Consider the following 18,602-nt stretch of genomic DNA (forward strand, 5'->3'; position numbering starts at 1 on the left):
TCAACTTCCATCATCTGTGGTGAAGATCGCTTTATGTCTGTCTCACAGGACAGGTTGATTAAGTAAAAGGATTAAGATTTAGAGGAGGGTATTTAATGGAAATTGCAATTGTAGCTTTTGATGATTTTACCGATATTGATGTGTTTTTGCCTTGGGATTTATTAAATCGCGTTAAAGAACGTGGATGGACCGTCAAAATTTACGGAACGAAAGATTTTCATCGGTCTGTAACAGGCTTGACAGTACCAGTCCACTCTAAAATTGATGAATTAGGAAATGCAGATGCCATTCTGTTTGCGAGTGGTCCGGGAACAAGGAAGCTTTATAAAGATGAAAATTACCTCAAAAGACTTAAATTAAATAGTTCGGAGCAATTAATAGGTTCTTATGTGTTCAGGAGCTCTCATCATAGCAGCTCTTGGTTTATTAGACGGTAAGACTGCAACCACTTATCCAACAGCAAAAAAGGAATTAGAAAAGTTTAATGTTAACGTTGTTGAAGAATCATTTGTGGTTGAAGGTAATATTGCAACCGCAGCTGGTTGCCTTGCTGCTCAAGATTTAGTTGGCTGGTTTATTGAAAGGTTAGTTAGTAAGAAAGTTAGACATGCGGTATTAAATTCGATTCAGCCTGTTGGTCAAGGTTTAACTTTTAATAAGTTATTGAGCTAACGGATGATTTATTTCAAACTTCAATAAGGAGTAAAGCCTTTTTGTTGTACTAAACTAACGGGTAGTAACATTCAATAATACCATCATTCTGATTAGTTGAATTTATATACTTATCTAAAAAAGGGGATGAATGTTTTATGAAATATCGTGACTTTACATTGAATGATTTTGATTCAGTAATTGATTTATGGAAAAGAGCAGGTTTAATTTTATCACGTTCTGATACGATAAAAGGATTTGAAAAAAAATTAAAAAGAGATCCTGAATTGTTTTTTGTGGTAGAGGAAGATGGACGAATTATAGGTGCAGTAATGGGTTGTTACGATGGTAGAAGAGGATGGATAAATCATTTAGCTGTTGACCCAGAATATCAAGGGCGAAATATAGGCAAGGAAATCATGATGGAACTTGAAAAACGGTTTAAGAAACTTGGGTGTGAGAAAGTAAATCTATTGATTGAGAAGGATAATTGTAAAGTTCAAGGATTTTATGAAAAATTGGGTTTTAAAACGAATGAGTTAATATTCATGGAAAAGTGGATTTAGTTATCTTTTGTGAAAGTATGTTTATTCCGCTAATGGGGTTCTGTAGTTGAATAGTGGCAATGACTTTAAAAGTTTGAGGAAAAATTCCACAAGCTTTTTTGCAAGATAAGAAAATAATATAAAAAATGTTCTTGTTCAACTTCCATGGAAGAACGAATGAACTTCCATCTTTTGTATATTTGGTATATTTATTTATAAAGCTTAGTTCAGATTAGTTTAAGAAAGGTGAGTGGAGATGAGTAAAGTTGAGTCAGTTAACAAGTGGGGTTTGAATCGCATTGTCTTTATTGGTAGGATTTGGGATGAATACATGCGGATGTTTGGCCTTACCAAAGAAGAATTAGTGGGGCGTAAGATTCTTGATTGCCCTGCTGGAGCATGTTCCTTTACGGCAGTATCCAATCAACTTGGAATGGATGTTACAGCATGTGATATTGCTTATTATCTTCCTATTGAACAATTAGAGCAAAAAGGTTTACAAGATATTGAAACCACCATGTCTAACATGGAAAGGGCTGATATTCAAAAAAATTTTTTGTGGGATTATTTTAAATCAGTTGATGAGTTGAAACAGATAAGAACACAAGCAATGAATCAATGTATCTCAGACATGAAACGGAATAAAAATCGTTACATTCCTGCCGTTTTACCGACCTTACCGTTTGATGATAAGCAGTTTGACTTGACACTTTCAGCAAATTTTCTATTTCTTTATGAAGATAAACTGGACTATGAATTTCATTTACAGACTATAAAAGAACTTATGCGTGTAACCAAAGATGAAATAAGGATTTTTCCTACAACTAACTTTGCTTGTGAGAGATATAAATACTTGGATGAACTAATCCGTGATATACACAATTTAGGATGGATGACAGAAGAAATTAAAGTTCCTTATGAATTTCAAAAGAACACCAATACTATGTTAAAAATTATGAGGTGAAAATAACTAAAAGGGGGTGTCCTGAAAGGGATTGCTTTTGGGACACCCTCAGTTTTATACTTTACAAAATCAACATTAAACATTGACAGAGACACTCATGCCAATTTTTTGGTACAACGATGCATTAAAATAAGCTGTTTCGTCCATACTATCAGGTTCATATCTTTGTATACCGTTTATTTTCAGGGTAGCCTTTTATTAAGAAAAAACTCCAAGCGGTCTTGAAAAGACCACTCGGGGTTTCTTTTGTATATCCAAGTCTCAGCGAAATTTCATTGTTTATTTTTGACACCGATTGAGTATAAAGGTGATCCATATTATGTTTTTGCCAAATTTCGAGATAGTCTTTATTTCATTTGATTTTTCATGTTTTTTCTCGCTTGCCCACGCTTTCTTTTGATGACACAATCCTCCATTGTCCCAGTAAGGCCACTAATATTAGACAACCGGCAGCAAACGGAAGTCGGGAAGGTGACAATCCGGCTAGCATCACCATCCCCCCAAGTGCGGAACCTATCGCACTGCCTAAATAATTAGCGGAACTGTTTAACGCAACGACAGCTGCGCCGTGATTAGGTTGTAAGCGAAATAATTCATGTTGTTGCGGAGCCTGCGAGGCCCACCCCATCGCTCCCCATAGGATAAAAGGCAGGAATGATAGCATCGGAAATGAAAGTGTGAATGGTAAGCTGAACATGGCTAAAGCCATTATGGCTAAAATGCCAGCCATGAGCAAATCTGGTCGTCCCGTTCGATCAATCAGAGTTCCAATGGAAAAGCTCCCAAATACGCCACCAATGCCCCATGCCCAAAGATAAGGTGTAATGATAGGAATGCCTGCCAGATTATCCAAAATGGTTGCGATGTATGTATATAGACCCAAACTGGCAACACTGGTCATAAAAGTGATGCCAACAATTGCTGCAACCCGCCCATTGGTCATCATGGCAACACGTTGGCGTAATGAAGGTGGCGCCGAAGCTGGAAAATTTGGAAACCATATGACAATTCCTACCATGGCGATAAGACCTAGTGCGGTGATGAACCAGAGAGTTGCGTGCCAATCTAGATGTTCAGCAATGATCAATCCAAGTGGAACCCCTATGACCGTTCCCGTGCTCATGCCACCTAGCGTCATACTAAGAGCGCGGCCGCGTTTCTTTTTGGAAACAAGGGATGCGGCAGCTGCAGCGGCCAACGGGGAATAAAGCCCGGCTCCGATGCCTGCAATTGCACGAGCCATAAGCAGCATGGAGAAACTCGAAGCTAGTGCACTAGCTCCATTGCCTACTGAGAATACAGCAAGTGCCAGCACTAAAATCCTCCGCATTGGCTTTCCAGCCAACAATGTCGCAAAAATTGGAGCTGCCAGTGCATAACAAAGGGTGAAGACACTTACTGCTTGCCCCGTTTGCGAAGCGCTTATTTTGAACGTTGCCCCTATATTCGGCAATAAACCAGCAATCACATAGGCATCAAACCCAAGAGCGAACATGCCTATCGTGAGGAGAAGAACTTTTCGCATGATAACCTCCATTTTTACCGAATCATTTGTTATGGAAGAGCTCTTCTATTTCCACTTTACAAAACTCATTGTAATATGTCTAATATATATTTATATCGGTATTAATATATAATAAGTATTAAAAAGGGAGGCAACGCGTTGGAACTGCGTCATTTGAAATATTTCATAACAGTAGCTGAAGAATTACATTTTGGTAAAGCGGCAGCTCGTTTAAACATGGCACAGCCACCATTAAGTCTTCAAATTCGCCAATTAGAAGAAGAAATAGGGGTGCCTCTTTTCCATCGAACGAAAAGGAAGGTAGAGTTAACAAAAGAAGGACAAGTGTTTTTAGAAAAAGCTTATCAGATTTTGAAGAATCTAGAGGAAGCAATCGAAACAGTAAGAATGATAAACCGTGGGGAGGCTGGGGAAATAGCGATCGGTTTCATAGCCTCAGCAGCCTATGATATTCTTCCAACCATTATAGAGCACTATCGAAAGGAATACCCTAATATTCATATAGATTTGCAACAGTTAACAACAGCGGAACAAGTGAAAGCTTTACACGAAGGCCATATTGATGTAGGAATACTTTGCCATCCTATAAAAATAAAAAATGACACCATTCAGGTTGAAGTGATTCGACAAGAACCAATGGTGGTTGCTTTACCAAAGGATCATCCTTTAGCTTCCGAAACATCCCCAATTGATCTTATGGATTTATCCAACGATCCATTCATTTTAACGGGAAGAAAGGCAAATCAAAGCCATTATGATACAGTGATGAATGGTTGTTATCAGGCAGGATTCTATCCAAAGGTAGTGCAAGAAACACAAGAATTACCTACTGTCATCTCTCTTGTTTCAGCAGGAATGGGCGTAGCTCTTGTACCAGCTTCGATACAATATGTATTCAAAAATAAAGTTGTTTATCGTGACATTCAGAATAACCCATTTACCACTACGACGGCCCTTGCTTGGAAAAGTGACAATCTATCACCAACTGTACATGCGTTTATTGATCTAATGAAAAGATCTGTCATCCCACTTTTTAATCAGCATAATTGAAAATGATCTCTTTTTATATAAATTCAGTTTGAAATTCCGACACGTTTAATCAACCTGTATTCTTGTCTATACTGCTCCTAAACGAGTCAATCAAAGGAGCGGATGAAGAATGAAGAAAAAAGGATTACAAATTACGAACGATCATGGTTGGACCATCGAACGTCTTCAAGAACAGGAACGCAGAATGAAAAATGCCAACATGGCGAAACGAATTGCAGCGATTCGTCTCATTATACAAGGCTACTTAGGAATCCAAGTCGCTGAGCTTTTGAACCTCCATCGCGAAACCGTTTCGATTTACGTTCAAAAGTTTAATCAAGGTGGCATGGATGCGCTATTAGAACGCCATTATGCCCCGGGCAGAAAGCCGTATCTGTCTCCGGACGAAGAACGCGAATTAAGAAAGATGCTGGAAGAAAGCACCCCTGCCGATGAAGGATACGGCATCGAAACGGGCTGGAATACACGAATCATTCAACATGTATTAGAAGAGAAATTCTCCGTTACCATGTCCCGTGGCGGGATTTGTGATATGCTCCATCGATGGGGATTTCGTTATACACGCCCTACGTATACCCTCAAACGGGCCAATCCTCAAAAACAAAAAGAGTTTCAACAGGAGATGGAACTCATAAAAAAAACTTGTCCGACAACATGGTCATAATTTATGAAGATGAAAGCCACATTCGGGACTACCAAGCTCTTCGTGCCACATGGAGTATCAAAGGGCGCCAAAAACAAATCCCTACGTATGGGCATCACGCGACCGTTAGGTTATTAGGTGGTGTGAATATCGAAACGGGTGAATTTCTCGTATGGAAACGAATCAATGCAATGCGCATGCTTTTCTGCAATTTCTCCAATACACATTGGACCAGTATCCAGACAAACATGTCGTGAGGGTCTTAGATAACGCAAAAATTCATCGCGCCAAAGTTCTTCAGCTTTTTTTCCATGAGCACGAAGAACGGTTGACTTTGGTATTCTTACCCCCGTATTCGCCGAATTTAAATTTGGTCGAACGAATTTGGGGATGGCTGAAAGAAAGTGTGATTGCCAATCGGTTTCATGCTAATCGAAAAGAGTTGCGAGAATCGATTGTTTCGTTCTTGGATTATCTCGCTCAATTTCCTGAAAAAGTACTTCAACGTATCGGACAGATAGCTATGTCGGAAAATTAATCTGAATCTATATAAATAATCGATCTAACCAAACCAAAGAAAATTACATAAGAGAACTCGTGATGTTAAATGATAATGAACGGTAGTTAATTATGTATTTTCCACATGTCGTGATCGCATAGAAAAAGAGGAAACTGTTTGAACGTAACAAAATTATGCCTCCAACTAGCAACACAGTTTTTTAAATTATTCTCGTGCAATCACGCCTGACTTCTACAAGAAGTTAATTTATAATGATTGATATTCCTTAGAGAAACATGTAAGCACAAAGTATGATTATGATGACAGAGCCATTAGAAATTCTAACCGGTTTTTGAAAATATCTAATTACCTAAATGATAACCCACGACAAAAATTTGTAAATTTTTATGAACACTTTCTCCATACTTCTCCTTTATTCTAAAACCAGAAAAAGATGGAGGTGTTGAAAATGAAAAAACTTATTTCAGGGTTGTTCGTACTTGTTTCAGCTTTTGTGCTAGCTACAGCTGTTTTTGCAGTAAATAAAAATGACAATAAGGATTGGAAAGAAATGTTACCAATGATGAAACAAATGCATCCAAATTTATCAGAGGAACAATTACAAAAAATGTATGAACAGTGTCGAAATAATGGAGATAAAGTGATGGAACATATGATGAATTATGACAGAATGAATCAACAAATGATGAAACAAGGGCATATGAACAATCATATGATGTAACAACGCTTAATCAGTTATATTTAAGCACTGTAGGCTTTAAAACTACGGTGCTTTTTTCATACGTAAATATAGCGGAGATCCCTGTTTTTGATATCAGTTTCATTTGGATTTCATTGTTCGGAATGCTCATATGCTTGCTTGGCCTCCTAAAAGAAGATGGATTCCACTCCTATTTAGGCGGCATCCTTCACTTCATCCTAATCGTTTCTTGTATGGGAATGATTTGGTTTGGCTTAGGAATTAACTATCAGCCATAAGAAAACTCATGGAAATCACCAACTGAACTGTCACCTTGCAAATTCACATGTTAAAATTCATATTTCCATCTGGTAAAATAAAAAATTTCGATATTTTATTTTGTCTACTTGACAGGGGTAAGACCAAGTAAAAGAAATCCTTTTGTGATTCAAAATTCCTATTATTCCCTTTTTTACACAATTATTAAACTCGATTAAACAAGACTTAACATTTCTCCAATACAATTGTTCTTGAAAATTTTTGAGGAGGGTTTAAAATTGTTCAGAAAAAAAATCTTACCCTTGGCAGTTGTTTCTACCATTGCTTTAGGAAGTTTATTAGGAATGGGAAGCGTCACAGAAACAGATGCAAAAGAAAAGAAAGATCATGACCATGGAAAAGTAAAAAATATCATTTTTATGATTGGTGACGGAATGGGTGTATCTTATACTTCCGCATATCGTTATTTAAAAGACAACCCAAACACAAAATTCGTTGAGCGAACAGAGTTTGACAAATATCTTGTCGGTCAACAGATGACTTATCCTGAAGACCCTGCAGAAAATATAACTGATTCTGCTTCCGCTGCGACAGCGATGGCAGCTGGAATTAAAACATATAATGCAGCCATTGCTGTGGATAATGATGGTTCAGAAGTAAAAACCGTACTTGAAGCTGCAAAAGCAGCAGGTAAAGCAACTGGTCTTGTAGCCACTTCTGAAATTACACACGCAACTCCTGCAGCATTCGGTGCTCATGATGAACATCGTAAAAATATGAATGCTATTGCCAATGACTACTATGATGAATTAATCAATGGCGAGCATAAAGTCGATGTTTTGCTAGGGGGAGGAACCGATCTATTTATCCGTGAGGATCGTAACCTTGTGGAAGAATTCAAAAAAGACGGATACAGCTATGTGACGAATCGCAATGAATTATTAAAAGATCAAAACGAACAAGTTCTTGGTTTGTTTGCGGCAAGAGGACTTCCGAAAATGATCGACCGAACTGAAGACATTCCTTCCCTGGAAGAAATGACAAAATCGGCGATTAAGCGTTTAAGCAAAGATAAAGATGGTTTCTTCTTGATGGTGGAAGGAAGCCAGATTGACTGGGCGGGACACGACAACGATATTGTTTCTGCGATGAGTGAAATGGAGGATTTTGAAAAAGCATTCAAAGCGGCTATAGAGTTTGCAAAAAAGGACAAGCATACGCTTGTTATCGCTACAGCTGACCACTCTACCGGTGGTTACTCCATTGGAGCAGACGGCATTTATAATTGGTTCGGTGCGCCAATTAAAGCGGCAAAACGCACGCCCGACTTTATGGCACAAGAGATTGCCAATGGCGCCGATGTTGAAGAGACGTTGAAAAAGTATATCGATTTGGAATTGACAGCTGAAGAAATACAATCTGTGAAAGATGCCGCTGAACAAGGGAAAGCGGACAAGGATAAAGGTGTAAAAAGAGTCGATGATGCGATCGAACATATTTTTGACAAACGTTCACATACTGGCTGGACAACAAGCGGCCATACCGGGGAAGACGTTCCTGTTTATGCATATGGTTCGGGAAGTGAACGTTTCGTTGGACAAATAGAGAACACGGATCATGCCAAAATCATCTTTGATATTTTAGGAAAAGGAAAACAAAACATTGTCATTGAAGATAAGTAGTGATCAAAAAAGTATTGAAAAAGAACACCCATCCCGTTGCCCACTCAAGCAACGGGAACTTTTTTGATATGCATATGGAGGTTCAAACGATGATGAAAAAACTATTTTTGCTTACAAGTCTGATAACTTTGCTTGTCGGATGCGGCCAACATATAGATCACGGAAACAAGGCTCCTCATTCAGATACTCAACAGCAAACAAAAAACGAACTAATGGATAAGTCGACCAAAGATACAAAGCAAGATAAGCTACCAAAAGAGACAAACGAATATATTTCAAACCCGCAGGTAACAGATGACCAGAATTTACAAAGACCAGGTGATTATTATGTAGATGAAAAGGGAGAAGCTACTTTAAAGAAAATAAAAATCGTAAACAAGACATACAATGTTGGACCAATTCAACTTACAGTTAAAGACGTGAAAGTGATTCATTTAATTCCTGATTACAGCCTTATTGATTATTTTCACGCCTTAACGCATGAGGAACAGTTCGACTTTATCAAAGTATTCGTAGAGATCAAAAATACATCTTCACAGAAAGTAAATTTCGCGCCGGTAGCTTTATTGGAATCAAGCACAGGCGAGAAGTTTGATTGGGAAAAAGATATTTATCTTGAAAACTTACATGGGGAAATTGAAGGAAACGGCACGAAACAAGGTAATCTAGGGTTTATTCTAAAAGAGCCGAACGGGGAAGATGTGCAATGGGTGAAAATGATTACGAGCGACGTCGTTGACCCAAACAAGAAAATCATCAGTAAAGCAAAAGAAATAAGATTGGAATTTTAAATGAATTCCTTACTACCATGAACACCAATCTTCAACAGAGGCATCAAGGCTACGAAACAGGCGATTACAGATGCAGAAACAGCTTGGTTGAAGCTTTGGATTTTTGGCGGTATTAGAGAATCATTTAAAAGCTCGAGGATTTGAAGTGTACTTAACCAAAAACGAAAAACATATTCGTTTATATATGAGCGGCAGAAAAACCATTAAGGAATTTTCGACTGGATTTATCATGATAAAGGATTATGTTTAAAACGCAAAATGGTTAAAGCGTGACAAATCATTTAGCGAAGAATTTAAAGAAGAAAGGGAGGTTAAGTAGCCAATAACTACTTTATATTTTTTGGATTTAAGTTTACATAATATAAATTATAGGAAGTTTTAAAAAATATGTTTCAAAAAATAAGTAAACTAGATATATTGAGACAAAAATAAAAACAATGATTCAAAGATTCAAATTCGAACTAGATATATTTGTGTGTTTGTTGTATTTCAAAATTTAATTTAATGATAAGCAAAATTACAGCTAACAGCATTTTGTTTTAATTGAGCTCTGAAAGCCTTGTTCCGGAATTAAAAAAGCGTTAATCGCTTTTTTTATGTATAAATATAACTGTTTTTGCGGATGTTTTTTATCCCATATCCGTTATCAGTATTATCGGCGGTCTTCGGTGATTTGGTACAATCTCTTTTTTACTTCCGAGCAACTGGAAAATAATAGATTTTATTTCAATAATCAAGTATATACTGGAAATAATAATAAAACATGCAGCGGCTGCTTTGATGTTGGCGAACCGCTGCATGTTACCAATTGTGATACATTATGAAGAAACACATCGTACCATCCTTCCATGTTTGTTACGCAATATCTGTATAACGATATAAAACTCCTTTGTATTGAACGCGGATTGGTACACCTTTCTCTCGTTTATATTTTTTCATGAGCGCCTTTACTTTTGAAAAGGCTTCCATCATGCCAGACGCCAAAATGGTTTCTTCCCACACGACTGGTTTCGTCTGGTCTGTGTAAAAAGAAAAAACATACTGTTTCATATTTTTCACCTCCCCATTCATAATTATAATATAAATCTGTGTCAATTAAACATTTTAACTGTTACAATTATGTTAACATTTTCTGAAAATCTGTAATATGGTTTATTGTTCTTAAATAATCAAAAAAATTGCTTATCAGTTTGATATAGTATGACAGAAGTTACGTAAAAATGTCAAAAAACCGACACCTATTTTTGGTATCGGTTTTGCAGTTTGTATTGTTGCAAGACATTCACATACTCATTTGCAATCGTTTCTTTTTCCATGGACAACTGTTGTTGCAAGTAATCGATCACCGCTTGATCGTCCGCCAATCCCGCTGCAAACTGGCGCTTGATAAACCGTTCCGCCTCTTCTTGGCTGGAAAATTGTTTTTCTTTTTCTTCATAATAAACAAGCCAATTTTCATTGTTTGGAAGGAAGAAAAACCATTGCCCCTGATTGTTGGTAAAAAAGAATCCTTCTTTTTGTGTTTTCGTGTTAAGCTGGTTCTGCTCCGCATCATGATATATCGGCGGCAGCGGGAAAACGTCTACCACGAAAAGCGGGAACGTTTTTTCATCGACAAAGCATCCGGATGCTTTTGGATGGCCGCCTCCACCGAACTGTTTCGCAAACTCCGCGACATTCACTGTGTCGTGAATTGTCCGAAATCCAATGTGTTTTGTGCCAAGGTTCACCATTGCGATAAAATCCAAATGTGGGCAGCGCTTGGATAAGGCATTCCCCAATTCAGACATATGCCGTTCAGCAAAGACGATGCCGACACAGTAATCATCAAACCAGCGCTGGACAAGCTGCTTTTGCTTCATGCGGATGTAGCGCTGGATTTTCTTTTCTTCCATATCCAAAATAAGTTCTTCTGTTTCCGTTAACGCAAAGGGACCACCTTCCATTAATCGTTCACTCATGCGATCCCAAAATTCATCCAAGCCTAAAATCGTCAGCAAATCGTTTAGCCGCTTTGCACGCATGTTGCCCGTTGCTTCCCATTCCCACGTATCGTATTGGCGGACGAGTTCGACAAATTCATCGAGCGTTTCATTTCGTTCGAGTTTTTGCGTGCGGATTAAATATTCGTAAAACAGCGAGGTTGCGCACGTTTTCCTTCCCTGTTCATCCGCCGGTTGCACCCACCCCCAAGGATACTTATTGAAATGGAGGGCGGTGACGTGATGGTCGATGACTTGAACGTGTTTTCCCGCCTCAAACCATTCTGCCAGCTTTTTTTCCACTTCTTCGCCGACCGCTAAATCGGTAATAAAAATGCTTGCTTCATTATGCTGTTCATCTTCCATAAATTGTTTCACTCGTTCGTCTAAATTACGGTAGGAGCAAAAGGATATGTTTACTTGTTCAAACGCGATTTTCGCTAACAATCCGCATCCGATTCCGTCTAAATCACTATCCGTAAACAGTTTGATCATCGCCAATCCATCCTTTTTCATAAACTTTTGTACAATAGCTTTTTTAATAACGGGAAGAGAAAATCCGGAAGCTGTTCTACATTTGGAACAACAATGCTATGTTTTCCATAAATATTTTGCACCGTCTCCCTCTGCCCTTCGTCAATTTCCCCGTTGGCCAAAAAGACGTTAATCACTTCGATATGATGTTTGCGGGCTTCTAATACTGCCTCATGCGTATTGATGATGCCGTTTTGTTCATAGCCAAGTGCTGCTGGTTCCCCGTCGGAAAAAACTAATAAAAATTTTTGCTTTTCCGGCCGCTTAAGAAGCTGCTCTGTCATGACGCGGATCGCAAATCCGTCGCGGTTATCTTCTTGCGCCTCCAGCTGCATGATTGCTGGGCCGCTTTCTTTTTTTCGTGATTGCGCGAATGAAATCACCGTTTGAAAATAATTTGGCTGTTTCGTTTCTGTTGCCTCGTTCGGATCTTCCCAAAATCCAACGATTTGATGGGGCACCAACAACGCTTTTAGCGCTTCATGAAACAGGATAACACCTCGTTTTGTTTCCTCCATTTTGTCATACATCGACGCCGAGCAATCGACTAACAGCGTAAAGACAGCATCAATGCGGGAAGACGGCTGGTGTTTTTTGTAAAATAGGCGCGGCTGCTCATCTGTCCATAGGCGAAGCAGTTTTTTATGCAGCCGGCCAAAATGCAAATCAGTCCGCGGAAGTGTTTTTTGATGCTCCAACGTTTTTTCGATCATCTGTTTTAATTTCTTTTGGTATGACAAAATATCAGCTTTCTTTTGTTCATATTGAGCAACTTGTTGGGGTGAAGGGGAAGCGGGAAGAAGAAAAATCGCTTCCGCATACCGGTTGTCTTTTCCGTAGCGATCCCCTCTGCCTGCTTGATTGCTTTCCCGTTTTTGTTCGTAAGCGCTTTGTTTTATATAGTCGTTCCGGTTCGATTTTCGAGCGGAACCTTGCACAATCGCAAACGCTTGATCTCCGTCTTCGCCTTCACGCTCCCCTTCTCCTAGTAAATCGGTCCGCGAGCCTTGCTCCAGTTCGAAACGCAAGAAACTTTTTGTCATGTCGCTCGTTTCGCGGTGCCACGTAGGCAATTCTTGTTCATGGACATCTTCGTCTCCGCCTTTTTCTTTATCCAAAATATCGCAATTATTCAGCGGGTCGGTTCGCTTTAAGTCTTTCAGCGTCAACCCTATTTTCTCCACGTTGTTATAACTTTGCTCTGGCAAATAAAAATACGTGTTTAACATATCGCTGGTTAATACGTCATCAAGCGCTTCGGCAATCATCGACGTGATATGGGCCACGTCTTTTGTCGAAGCAGCGTCAAAAAACTGAGGAAGCGTTTGGCGAAGCCAAGGCATCATCCGGTCAATTGGCTCGTGAATAGCCGGAACGTCCTCTAGCGGTGAGTCGGATGTTAATAATAAATAGACAACAGAAAACAACGCATCTGTATACATGCTTCTTATCAAATTGGCGTTCGCTTGGCTTTGAAAATAACGGCGGTATACATCGCGGCGGATGCGAAACCACTTTTTCGTGCCAGGACGTTCTCTTTTGCAAATCTCTTCAAGGCGTAAATCTTCGGCTAGTACAAATAACTGCTTGGCAAAACTAGGGATCGAGCTGTTTTTGATATTGCCGAGAAATGCGGTGACTTCAGAAAAATCGGTATGGAAAAGCGTCCCGACCGCCCGCAAACAGACGTCGCTTTTTAGGCCGTTTTCTTTTTCTTCTTTTGGGCGGTTGTCCCAAAAGTGGCTAACATATAATTTTCGATTGGGAAAATCGACATAAGATTGAAAGCCGAACTCTATTTCCCAATCGCTATGTTTCGCCAGCGTTTTCGCCAAATCAGAAAGCTGCATAAACAAAAAGGAATCAATCTTTTTATCGTTAAATTGGATAAACCGTTCCATATTGCATCCCTCATTCTTCGAACAACGTTTCCGCGATGTTGCGTACCGCCGCTTTTTCTCGGTCATCTTCAAGCTTTTCGATAATTCCGCGCTGAATAGCGCGAAGCGGCGGCAAATATACGGCTAAATCGCACGTATCGATGAGCGCCCGAATCGAAGCGGCTTCTTCGGAAATCTGCCCATTTTTCACTTGTGTAATTAAATCAGCGGATAACGCGACGAAGCGGTCGATAAGCGTTTCATCCGTTAATGTAGTTTGCGCAAGCAGCACGGATTTTAATGTATCTCCTTGAATATACGGTACATCGATGACAACAAAACGGTTTTTTAACGCCTCATTGAGCGGCACAGTGCCAACGTACCCTTCGTTGATGGCAGCGATGACACCAAACGTTTCTTTTGCTTTGACGACTTCGCCGGTAAATGGATTGGTAATCATTTTGCGATAATCGAGGACGCCGTTTAAAATTGGCAATGTTTCCGGCTTTGCCATGTTGATTTCATCAATATATAACAAATGCCCTTTTGTCATTGCTTGGATGACAGGACCCGGAACAAACTCGATTTCCGCTTTTCCGCCACGGTTTTGGATCGTTTTAAAGCCAAGCAGCGCTTCTGCATCTAAATCAACGGAGCAGTTCACACTATGCATCGGCTGGCCGAATATGGATGACAGCGTTTCCGCTAATTTCGTTTTTCCGGCCCCCGTCGGCCCCTTTAGCAAGATGTTTTTCCCGAGCGCAAGCGCAATGATCGCATCATATATAATCGACTCGTCAGAAGCGGTATAACCGCCTTTTCCGATAAGATGGGCGTCTTCATCGTTAGAAAATAGCTGGTTGCGATATTGAATCATTTGTTCAATTTTCTCTGGTAGTTTCACTTGTTGTCGTCCTTTCTTTTTTTGCATTACGGTTACTATTCTACTAAATGTCCTGTTCTAGCGCAAAAAGGATTATATATTTACTGTAAAAATGTTATGTAAAATAAGACGCGAGAAAAACGGAGAGCCACCATTGTTTTATATTGCTCCCCGTCAGCTGAAATTATCCTCAATCGCCTTACGAATCAGCGCGGCGCAGCGATCCAATTCCGCTTTTAATTGCCGTTTGTACAGCTTTGCTTTTTCATACCCGCCATCGGCAAAACGATAATAGACGACTTCTTGGTATTTCATGCCTTCTTTTTTCCGTTTCACTTGTTGCAAGATCCCGTCTTCGATGAGGTCATGCAGCGCTTTATACACTTCTGAGTGATTCGGGCGGTAGCCGTACGGCTTAAATTCCTGACGCAGCAAGTCTAATATTTTTAACCCGTATAAACGTTCTTGTTCGGTCAATGTGATTAAATATAATTTTAAAAACGCACGCTGTTTTAATAGAAAACCGCTTGGCGTTCTTTTTTCACCCATGCATTCTCCCTTCTTTCTTCTTTTTCTTCATTATAACTAATTCCACTTGTTGTTTGGAAATCCTGCTAATTTTCATTTTCAATCCTTTATTTTGAACATAGATTTATTAGGATTCAATGAAGAAGGAGGCGCGTCTGCCTCCTTTTTTGCTCATGTTTAATAAAAAACAATCGTTTTGTTTTCGTGGATGATGACACGATCTTCTAAATGCCATTTTAGCGCGCGGGCAAGCACTGTTTTTTCAATAATCCGTCCTATTCGCTTTAAATCGTCGGGATGGTGGCGGTGGTCAACGCGGGCGACGTCTTGCTCGATAATCGGTCCTTCATCTAAATCGTCGGTGACGTAATGCGATGTCGCGCCGATTAGCTTTACGCCGCGTTCATATGCCCTTTCGTATGGTCTTGCCCCGACGAACGCCGGTAAAAACGAATGGTGGATATTAATGATTCTTCCTGGAAATTCGGCGACAAATGCCGGCGATAAAATTTGCATGTAGCGGGCGAGCACAATCGTGTCAACATCATGTTTTTTAAGCAATTGAATTTGTTTTTGCTCGGCTTCCGCTTTTGTTTCTTTCGTAACTGGAATATAGAAATATGGAATGCCGACCGATTCCACTGTGCTTTTGAGATATTCATGATTGCTTACAACAAGCGCAATATCGGCGATTAATTCGCCGGCTTGCCACTGCCACAGTAACTCGAGCAAACAATGTTCCGCTTTGGAGACAAATATCGCGATTCGTTTGACATCGTTATGTAAGCGGAGGCGCCAATCCATATGAAACGACTCGGCGATCGGCCGAAAAGCGGATTCGATCTCTTGCTTTCGCGCCGCGATATTTGGACAATCAAATTCGATTCTTAAGAAAAAGGTGCCTCCTTCAGGATCGGTGGAATATTGACTTGATTCCACAATATTTGCGCCTTGTTCATATAAAAACGATGTTACCGCTGCAACAATACCCGGTTTGTCCGGGCATGAAATTAACAAACGCGCCCGGTTTTCATAGTTTTGCAGAAACGATTGCCAGCGATGTTCGCGAAATGTTTGCATAGACTGTTTCCTCCTGTATATCTATTTAACCTTCATCATATAAAAAAACGGTCGGAATGCCAACCGTTTTTTATTGATTTGCCGCATCGTCTTCCGCAAATAAGGATAAATATTCCCCGTATCCTTCTTTTTCTAAATCTTCTTTTGGAATAAAGCGTAATGCGGCGGAATTAATGCAATAGCGGAGACCAGTTGGCTCCGGACCGTCGTTAAAGACGTGACCTAAGTGGGAATCCGCTTTGCGGCTCCGCACTTCCGTCCGAATCATCCCGTGGCTTAAATCGAGCTCTGTTTTAATATTTTCTGGATGAAGCGGCTTTGTAAAGCTTGGCCAGCCGCAGCCGGCGTCATATTGGTCTTTTGTGCTGAAAAGCGGCTCGCCGGAGACAATGTCGACATAAATTCCTTCCCGCGTATTGTTCCAATACGGGTTGTCAAACGGCGGCTCCGTCCCGTTACGCTGCGTTACCTCAAATTGAAGCGGGGTCAATTTTTTTCGCAGCATCGCTTCCCGCTCGGGGTCGCGCCAATGCTCTTTCAAAAACGCATCGCGCCCTGAACCGATCCGGTACAATTTATAGCGGAGCGGATTTTTCTTATGGTAATCTTGGTGGTACTCCTCCGCTGGATAAAACGTAGATGCCGGCAAGATTTTCGTCACGATCGGTTTCGAGAAACGGCCGCTTTCTTCAAGTTCCCGCTTCGATTTTTCAGCGAGAAGACGTTGTTTTTCATTATGGTAAAAAATCGCTGTGCGATATTGCGGACCGCGATCGTGAAACTGTCCGCCGTCATCGGTCGGATCGATTTGCCGCCAGTAGATGTCAAGCAGTTTCTCATATGGAAACACGTCGGGGTCAAACGTAATTTGCACTGCTTCGTAATGCCCCGTTGTTTTCGAACATACTTCTTCATACGTTGGGTTTTCTTTATGGCCGCCGGTATACCCAGATATGACACGGATAATTCCCGGCTGCTCTTCAAACGGCGAAACCATGCACCAAAAACAACCGCCTGCAAATGTTGCCAACTCGTATCCCATCCATTACTTCCCTCCTTCTTACTTATTAATCATATCAAAATAAGGCACCTTCCTCCAAACGGAAAGGTGCCTTTAATGCAATTATTTATTACTTCGTTAAATCACCGGCTGGTCCGAAAAATTCATAATGGATATTTTCATCGGCGACGCCCCATTCTTTTAGGGAACGATAGACGGTTTTCATAAACGGAATCGGCCCGCAGAAGTAGAAATCTGCCTCTTTGTTCGGAATCACCGTTTGCATCCATGGCAAATCAATAAATCCTTCCTTCCCGAAATAAGGGTGTTTACGGTCTTCTACAGAAGGAGACTGATAACAAACGTGATATGAAAATGCCGGATGTTCTGCCAAGCGGCGCAACTCTTGATCGAACGCGTGGACGTTTCCGTTGACTGCCGCATGGATAAACGTTGTTTGGCGATTAGGCTGGCGCGAAACAACCGTGCTGGCCATACTGAAGAGCGGCGTAATGCCCACGCCACCGCTGATGAACACGACCGGTGTTTCTTTTGTCATATCGAGCGTGAAAACACCAGCTGGCGCGCTTAATTCAAGCACGTCCCCTTCTTGAACATGATCGTGTAAATAGTTGGATACAATTCCGGCCGGTTTGTCTGCCGTTGCCGCTTCCCTTTTCACACTAATGCGGTAATAACCTTTTCCAGGCGCATCGGATAAGCTGTATTGGCGAATATGGGTATATTTCTCCCCCGGAATAGACACTTTGACACTGACATATTGCCCTGGCAAATATTCGCTAATTTCCCCGCCGTCTTCAGGAATGAAATAAAACGATGTAATGACATCGCTTTCTTTTACCTTCTTCTGAACGATGAAGCGGCGGAAATCTTTCCATCCCCCGCGTTTGGATGCGGCTTCTTCATACAATTGTGCTTCCACTTGAATAAATACATTCGCGATTACTTCATACGCTTCCGCCCATGCGTTGATGATTTCGTCTGTCGCTGCCTCTTGAAGTACATCTTTTATCGCAAGCAGCAAATGTTTGCCGACAATCGGGTAATGCTCCGGTTTGATTCCTAAGCTCCGATGCTTATGGGCGATTGGTTGGACGACAGGCAAAATGATTTCTAAATGATCGATATGTTTCGCCGCAGCGTAAACCGCTGCCGCAAGCGCTCTTTGTTGACGGCCTTGTTTTTGGTTGGCATGGTTAAAAATATTAAGCAGTTCTGGATGGTTGGTGAACATTAATTGATAAAACCGTTTCGTAATTTGTTCGCCGTGTTTTTCAAGCACTGGCACCGTAGACTTTATAATTTCTATTGTTTTTTGACTTAATGCTGTTGTTGTTCCCATTGCTCTTATCCTCCAAAACATGT

General features: G+C 40.5%; 16 protein-coding genes and 2 pseudogenes. 9 read left to right on the plus strand and 9 right to left on the minus strand.

The annotated features are described in order from the left end of the window. Positions 1–95 precede the first annotated feature (95 nt). From MWM02_RS09495 to MWM02_RS09505, 3 genes and pseudogenes are all read left to right on the plus strand, one after another. Positions 96–672, plus strand: a pseudogene (locus MWM02_RS09495) (DJ-1/PfpI family protein). 137 nt (positions 673–809) lie between these two features. After that, positions 810–1,217, plus strand: a complete 408-nt coding sequence (locus MWM02_RS09500) for a GNAT family acetyltransferase (protein ID WP_244403546.1) — start codon at positions 810–812, stop codon at positions 1,215–1,217. 235 nt (positions 1,218–1,452) lie between these two features. Beyond that, the gene (locus MWM02_RS09505; RefSeq protein WP_244403547.1) at positions 1,453–2,160 is read left to right on the plus strand and encodes an SAM-dependent methyltransferase; all 708 of its coding nucleotides are present in this window, start codon (positions 1,453–1,455) and stop codon (positions 2,158–2,160) included. A 364-nt stretch (positions 2,161–2,524) separates the two neighbouring features. Here the strand turns inward: MWM02_RS09505 and MWM02_RS09510 are convergent, their stop codons facing one another. Then, positions 2,525–3,685 carry an MFS transporter gene (locus MWM02_RS09510; RefSeq protein ID WP_244403548.1) on the minus strand — a complete coding sequence of 387 codons (1,161 nt, stop codon included), beginning with the start codon at positions 3,683–3,685 and terminating at the stop codon, positions 2,525–2,527. A 138-nt stretch (positions 3,686–3,823) separates the two neighbouring features. Here MWM02_RS09510 and MWM02_RS09515 point away from each other — a divergent pair, with 138 nt between their 5' ends. The 6 genes and pseudogenes from MWM02_RS09515 (at position 3,824) to MWM02_RS09540 (ending at position 9,329) form a co-directional block, all read left to right on the plus strand. After that, positions 3,824–4,735 carry a LysR family transcriptional regulator gene (locus MWM02_RS09515; RefSeq protein ID WP_244403549.1) on the plus strand — a complete coding sequence of 304 codons (912 nt, stop codon included), beginning with the start codon at positions 3,824–3,826 and terminating at the stop codon, positions 4,733–4,735. 109 nt (positions 4,736–4,844) lie between these two features. After that, a complete protein-coding gene (locus tag MWM02_RS09520; protein ID WP_244403550.1) occupies positions 4,845–5,399 on the plus strand; it encodes a helix-turn-helix domain-containing protein in 555 nt (184 codons plus the stop codon). After that, positions 5,390–5,916, plus strand: a pseudogene (locus MWM02_RS09525) (IS630 family transposase). The gene MWM02_RS09520 and the pseudogene MWM02_RS09525 overlap by 10 nt, the downstream one beginning before the upstream one ends. Before the next feature lie 430 nt (positions 5,917–6,346). Next, on the plus strand, positions 6,347–6,619 hold the full coding sequence (locus MWM02_RS09530; RefSeq protein ID WP_244403551.1) for a hypothetical protein: 273 nt from the start codon (positions 6,347–6,349) through the stop codon (positions 6,617–6,619). A 515-nt stretch (positions 6,620–7,134) separates the two neighbouring features. Further along, the gene (locus tag MWM02_RS09535; protein ID WP_275973753.1) at positions 7,135–8,538 is read left to right on the plus strand and encodes an alkaline phosphatase; all 1,404 of its coding nucleotides are present in this window, start codon (positions 7,135–7,137) and stop codon (positions 8,536–8,538) included. An 89-nt stretch (positions 8,539–8,627) separates the two neighbouring features. Continuing rightward, the gene (locus tag MWM02_RS09540) at positions 8,628–9,329 is read left to right on the plus strand and encodes a hypothetical protein (RefSeq protein ID WP_233130415.1); all 702 of its coding nucleotides are present in this window, start codon (positions 8,628–8,630) and stop codon (positions 9,327–9,329) included. An 855-nt stretch (positions 9,330–10,184) separates the two neighbouring features. Here MWM02_RS09540 and MWM02_RS09545 read toward each other — a convergent pair. The 8 genes from MWM02_RS09545 to hmpA form a co-directional block, all read right to left on the minus strand. Continuing rightward, the gene (locus tag MWM02_RS09545; RefSeq protein ID WP_064550476.1) at positions 10,185–10,379 is read right to left on the minus strand and encodes a hypothetical protein; all 195 of its coding nucleotides are present in this window, start codon (positions 10,377–10,379) and stop codon (positions 10,185–10,187) included. Positions 10,380–10,567: 188 nt separating this feature from the next. Continuing rightward, on the minus strand, positions 10,568–11,806 hold the full coding sequence (locus MWM02_RS09550; RefSeq protein WP_244403552.1) for a DHH family phosphoesterase: 1,239 nt from the start codon (positions 11,804–11,806) through the stop codon (positions 10,568–10,570). Between the two features lie 17 nt (positions 11,807–11,823). Continuing rightward, positions 11,824–13,746 (minus strand): vWA domain-containing protein, encoded by a 1,923-nt coding sequence (locus MWM02_RS09555; RefSeq protein ID WP_244403553.1) that lies wholly within the window; start codon positions 13,744–13,746, stop codon positions 11,824–11,826. Positions 13,747–13,756: 10 nt separating this feature from the next. Then, positions 13,757–14,602, minus strand: coding sequence for an ATP-binding protein (locus MWM02_RS09560; protein ID WP_232509511.1), 846 nt, complete (start codon positions 14,600–14,602; stop codon positions 13,757–13,759). Between the two features lie 180 nt (positions 14,603–14,782). Next, positions 14,783–15,157, minus strand: a complete 375-nt coding sequence (locus MWM02_RS09565) for a replication termination protein (protein WP_064550480.1) — start codon at positions 15,155–15,157, stop codon at positions 14,783–14,785. A 156-nt stretch (positions 15,158–15,313) separates the two neighbouring features. Further along, positions 15,314–16,216 (minus strand): formyltetrahydrofolate deformylase, encoded by a 903-nt coding sequence (gene purU / locus MWM02_RS09570; protein ID WP_064550481.1) that lies wholly within the window; start codon positions 16,214–16,216, stop codon positions 15,314–15,316. Between the two features lie 70 nt (positions 16,217–16,286). Continuing rightward, the gene (gene msrA, locus MWM02_RS09575) at positions 16,287–17,258 is read right to left on the minus strand and encodes a peptide-methionine (S)-S-oxide reductase MsrA (RefSeq protein ID WP_064550482.1); all 972 of its coding nucleotides are present in this window, start codon (positions 17,256–17,258) and stop codon (positions 16,287–16,289) included. A gap of 88 nt (positions 17,259–17,346) precedes the next feature. After that, complete coding sequence (gene hmpA / locus MWM02_RS09580; RefSeq protein ID WP_244403555.1) at positions 17,347–18,579, minus strand: NO-inducible flavohemoprotein; 1,233 nt, start codon at positions 18,577–18,579, stop codon at positions 17,347–17,349. Positions 18,580–18,602 lie beyond the last annotated feature (23 nt).

Origin of the sequence: Parageobacillus sp. KH3-4 (assembly GCF_022846435.1) — a bacterium.
Classification (GTDB): domain Bacteria; phylum Bacillota; class Bacilli; order Bacillales; family Anoxybacillaceae; genus Parageobacillus; species Parageobacillus thermoglucosidasius_A.

Coding starts and splice junctions, on each gene's coding strand:
- MWM02_RS09500 (WP_244403546.1), top strand. CDS start 810: ATGAAATATCGTGACTTTACATTGAATGATTTTGATTCAGTAATTGAT.
- MWM02_RS09505 (WP_244403547.1), top strand. CDS start 1,453: ATGAGTAAAGTTGAGTCAGTTAACAAGTGGGGTTTGAATCGCATTGTC.
- MWM02_RS09510 (WP_244403548.1), bottom strand. CDS start 3,685: ATGCGAAAAGTTCTTCTCCTCACGATAGGCATGTTCGCTCTTGGGTTT.
- MWM02_RS09520 (WP_244403550.1), top strand. CDS start 4,845: ATGAAGAAAAAAGGATTACAAATTACGAACGATCATGGTTGGACCATC.
- MWM02_RS09530 (WP_244403551.1), top strand. CDS start 6,347: ATGAAAAAACTTATTTCAGGGTTGTTCGTACTTGTTTCAGCTTTTGTG.
- MWM02_RS09540 (WP_233130415.1), top strand. CDS start 8,628: ATGATGAAAAAACTATTTTTGCTTACAAGTCTGATAACTTTGCTTGTC.
- MWM02_RS09545 (WP_064550476.1), bottom strand. CDS start 10,379: ATGAAACAGTATGTTTTTTCTTTTTACACAGACCAGACGAAACCAGTC.
- MWM02_RS09550 (WP_244403552.1), bottom strand. CDS start 11,806: ATGATCAAACTGTTTACGGATAGTGATTTAGACGGAATCGGATGCGGA.
- MWM02_RS09555 (WP_244403553.1), bottom strand. CDS start 13,746: ATGGAACGGTTTATCCAATTTAACGATAAAAAGATTGATTCCTTTTTG.
- MWM02_RS09560 (WP_232509511.1), bottom strand. CDS start 14,602: ATGATTCAATATCGCAACCAGCTATTTTCTAACGATGAAGACGCCCAT.
- MWM02_RS09565 (WP_064550480.1), bottom strand. CDS start 15,157: ATGGGTGAAAAAAGAACGCCAAGCGGTTTTCTATTAAAACAGCGTGCG.
- purU (WP_064550481.1), bottom strand. CDS start 16,216: ATGCAAACATTTCGCGAACATCGCTGGCAATCGTTTCTGCAAAACTAT.
- msrA (WP_064550482.1), bottom strand. CDS start 17,258: ATGGGATACGAGTTGGCAACATTTGCAGGCGGTTGTTTTTGGTGCATG.
- hmpA (WP_244403555.1), bottom strand. CDS start 18,579: ATGGGAACAACAACAGCATTAAGTCAAAAAACAATAGAAATTATAAAG.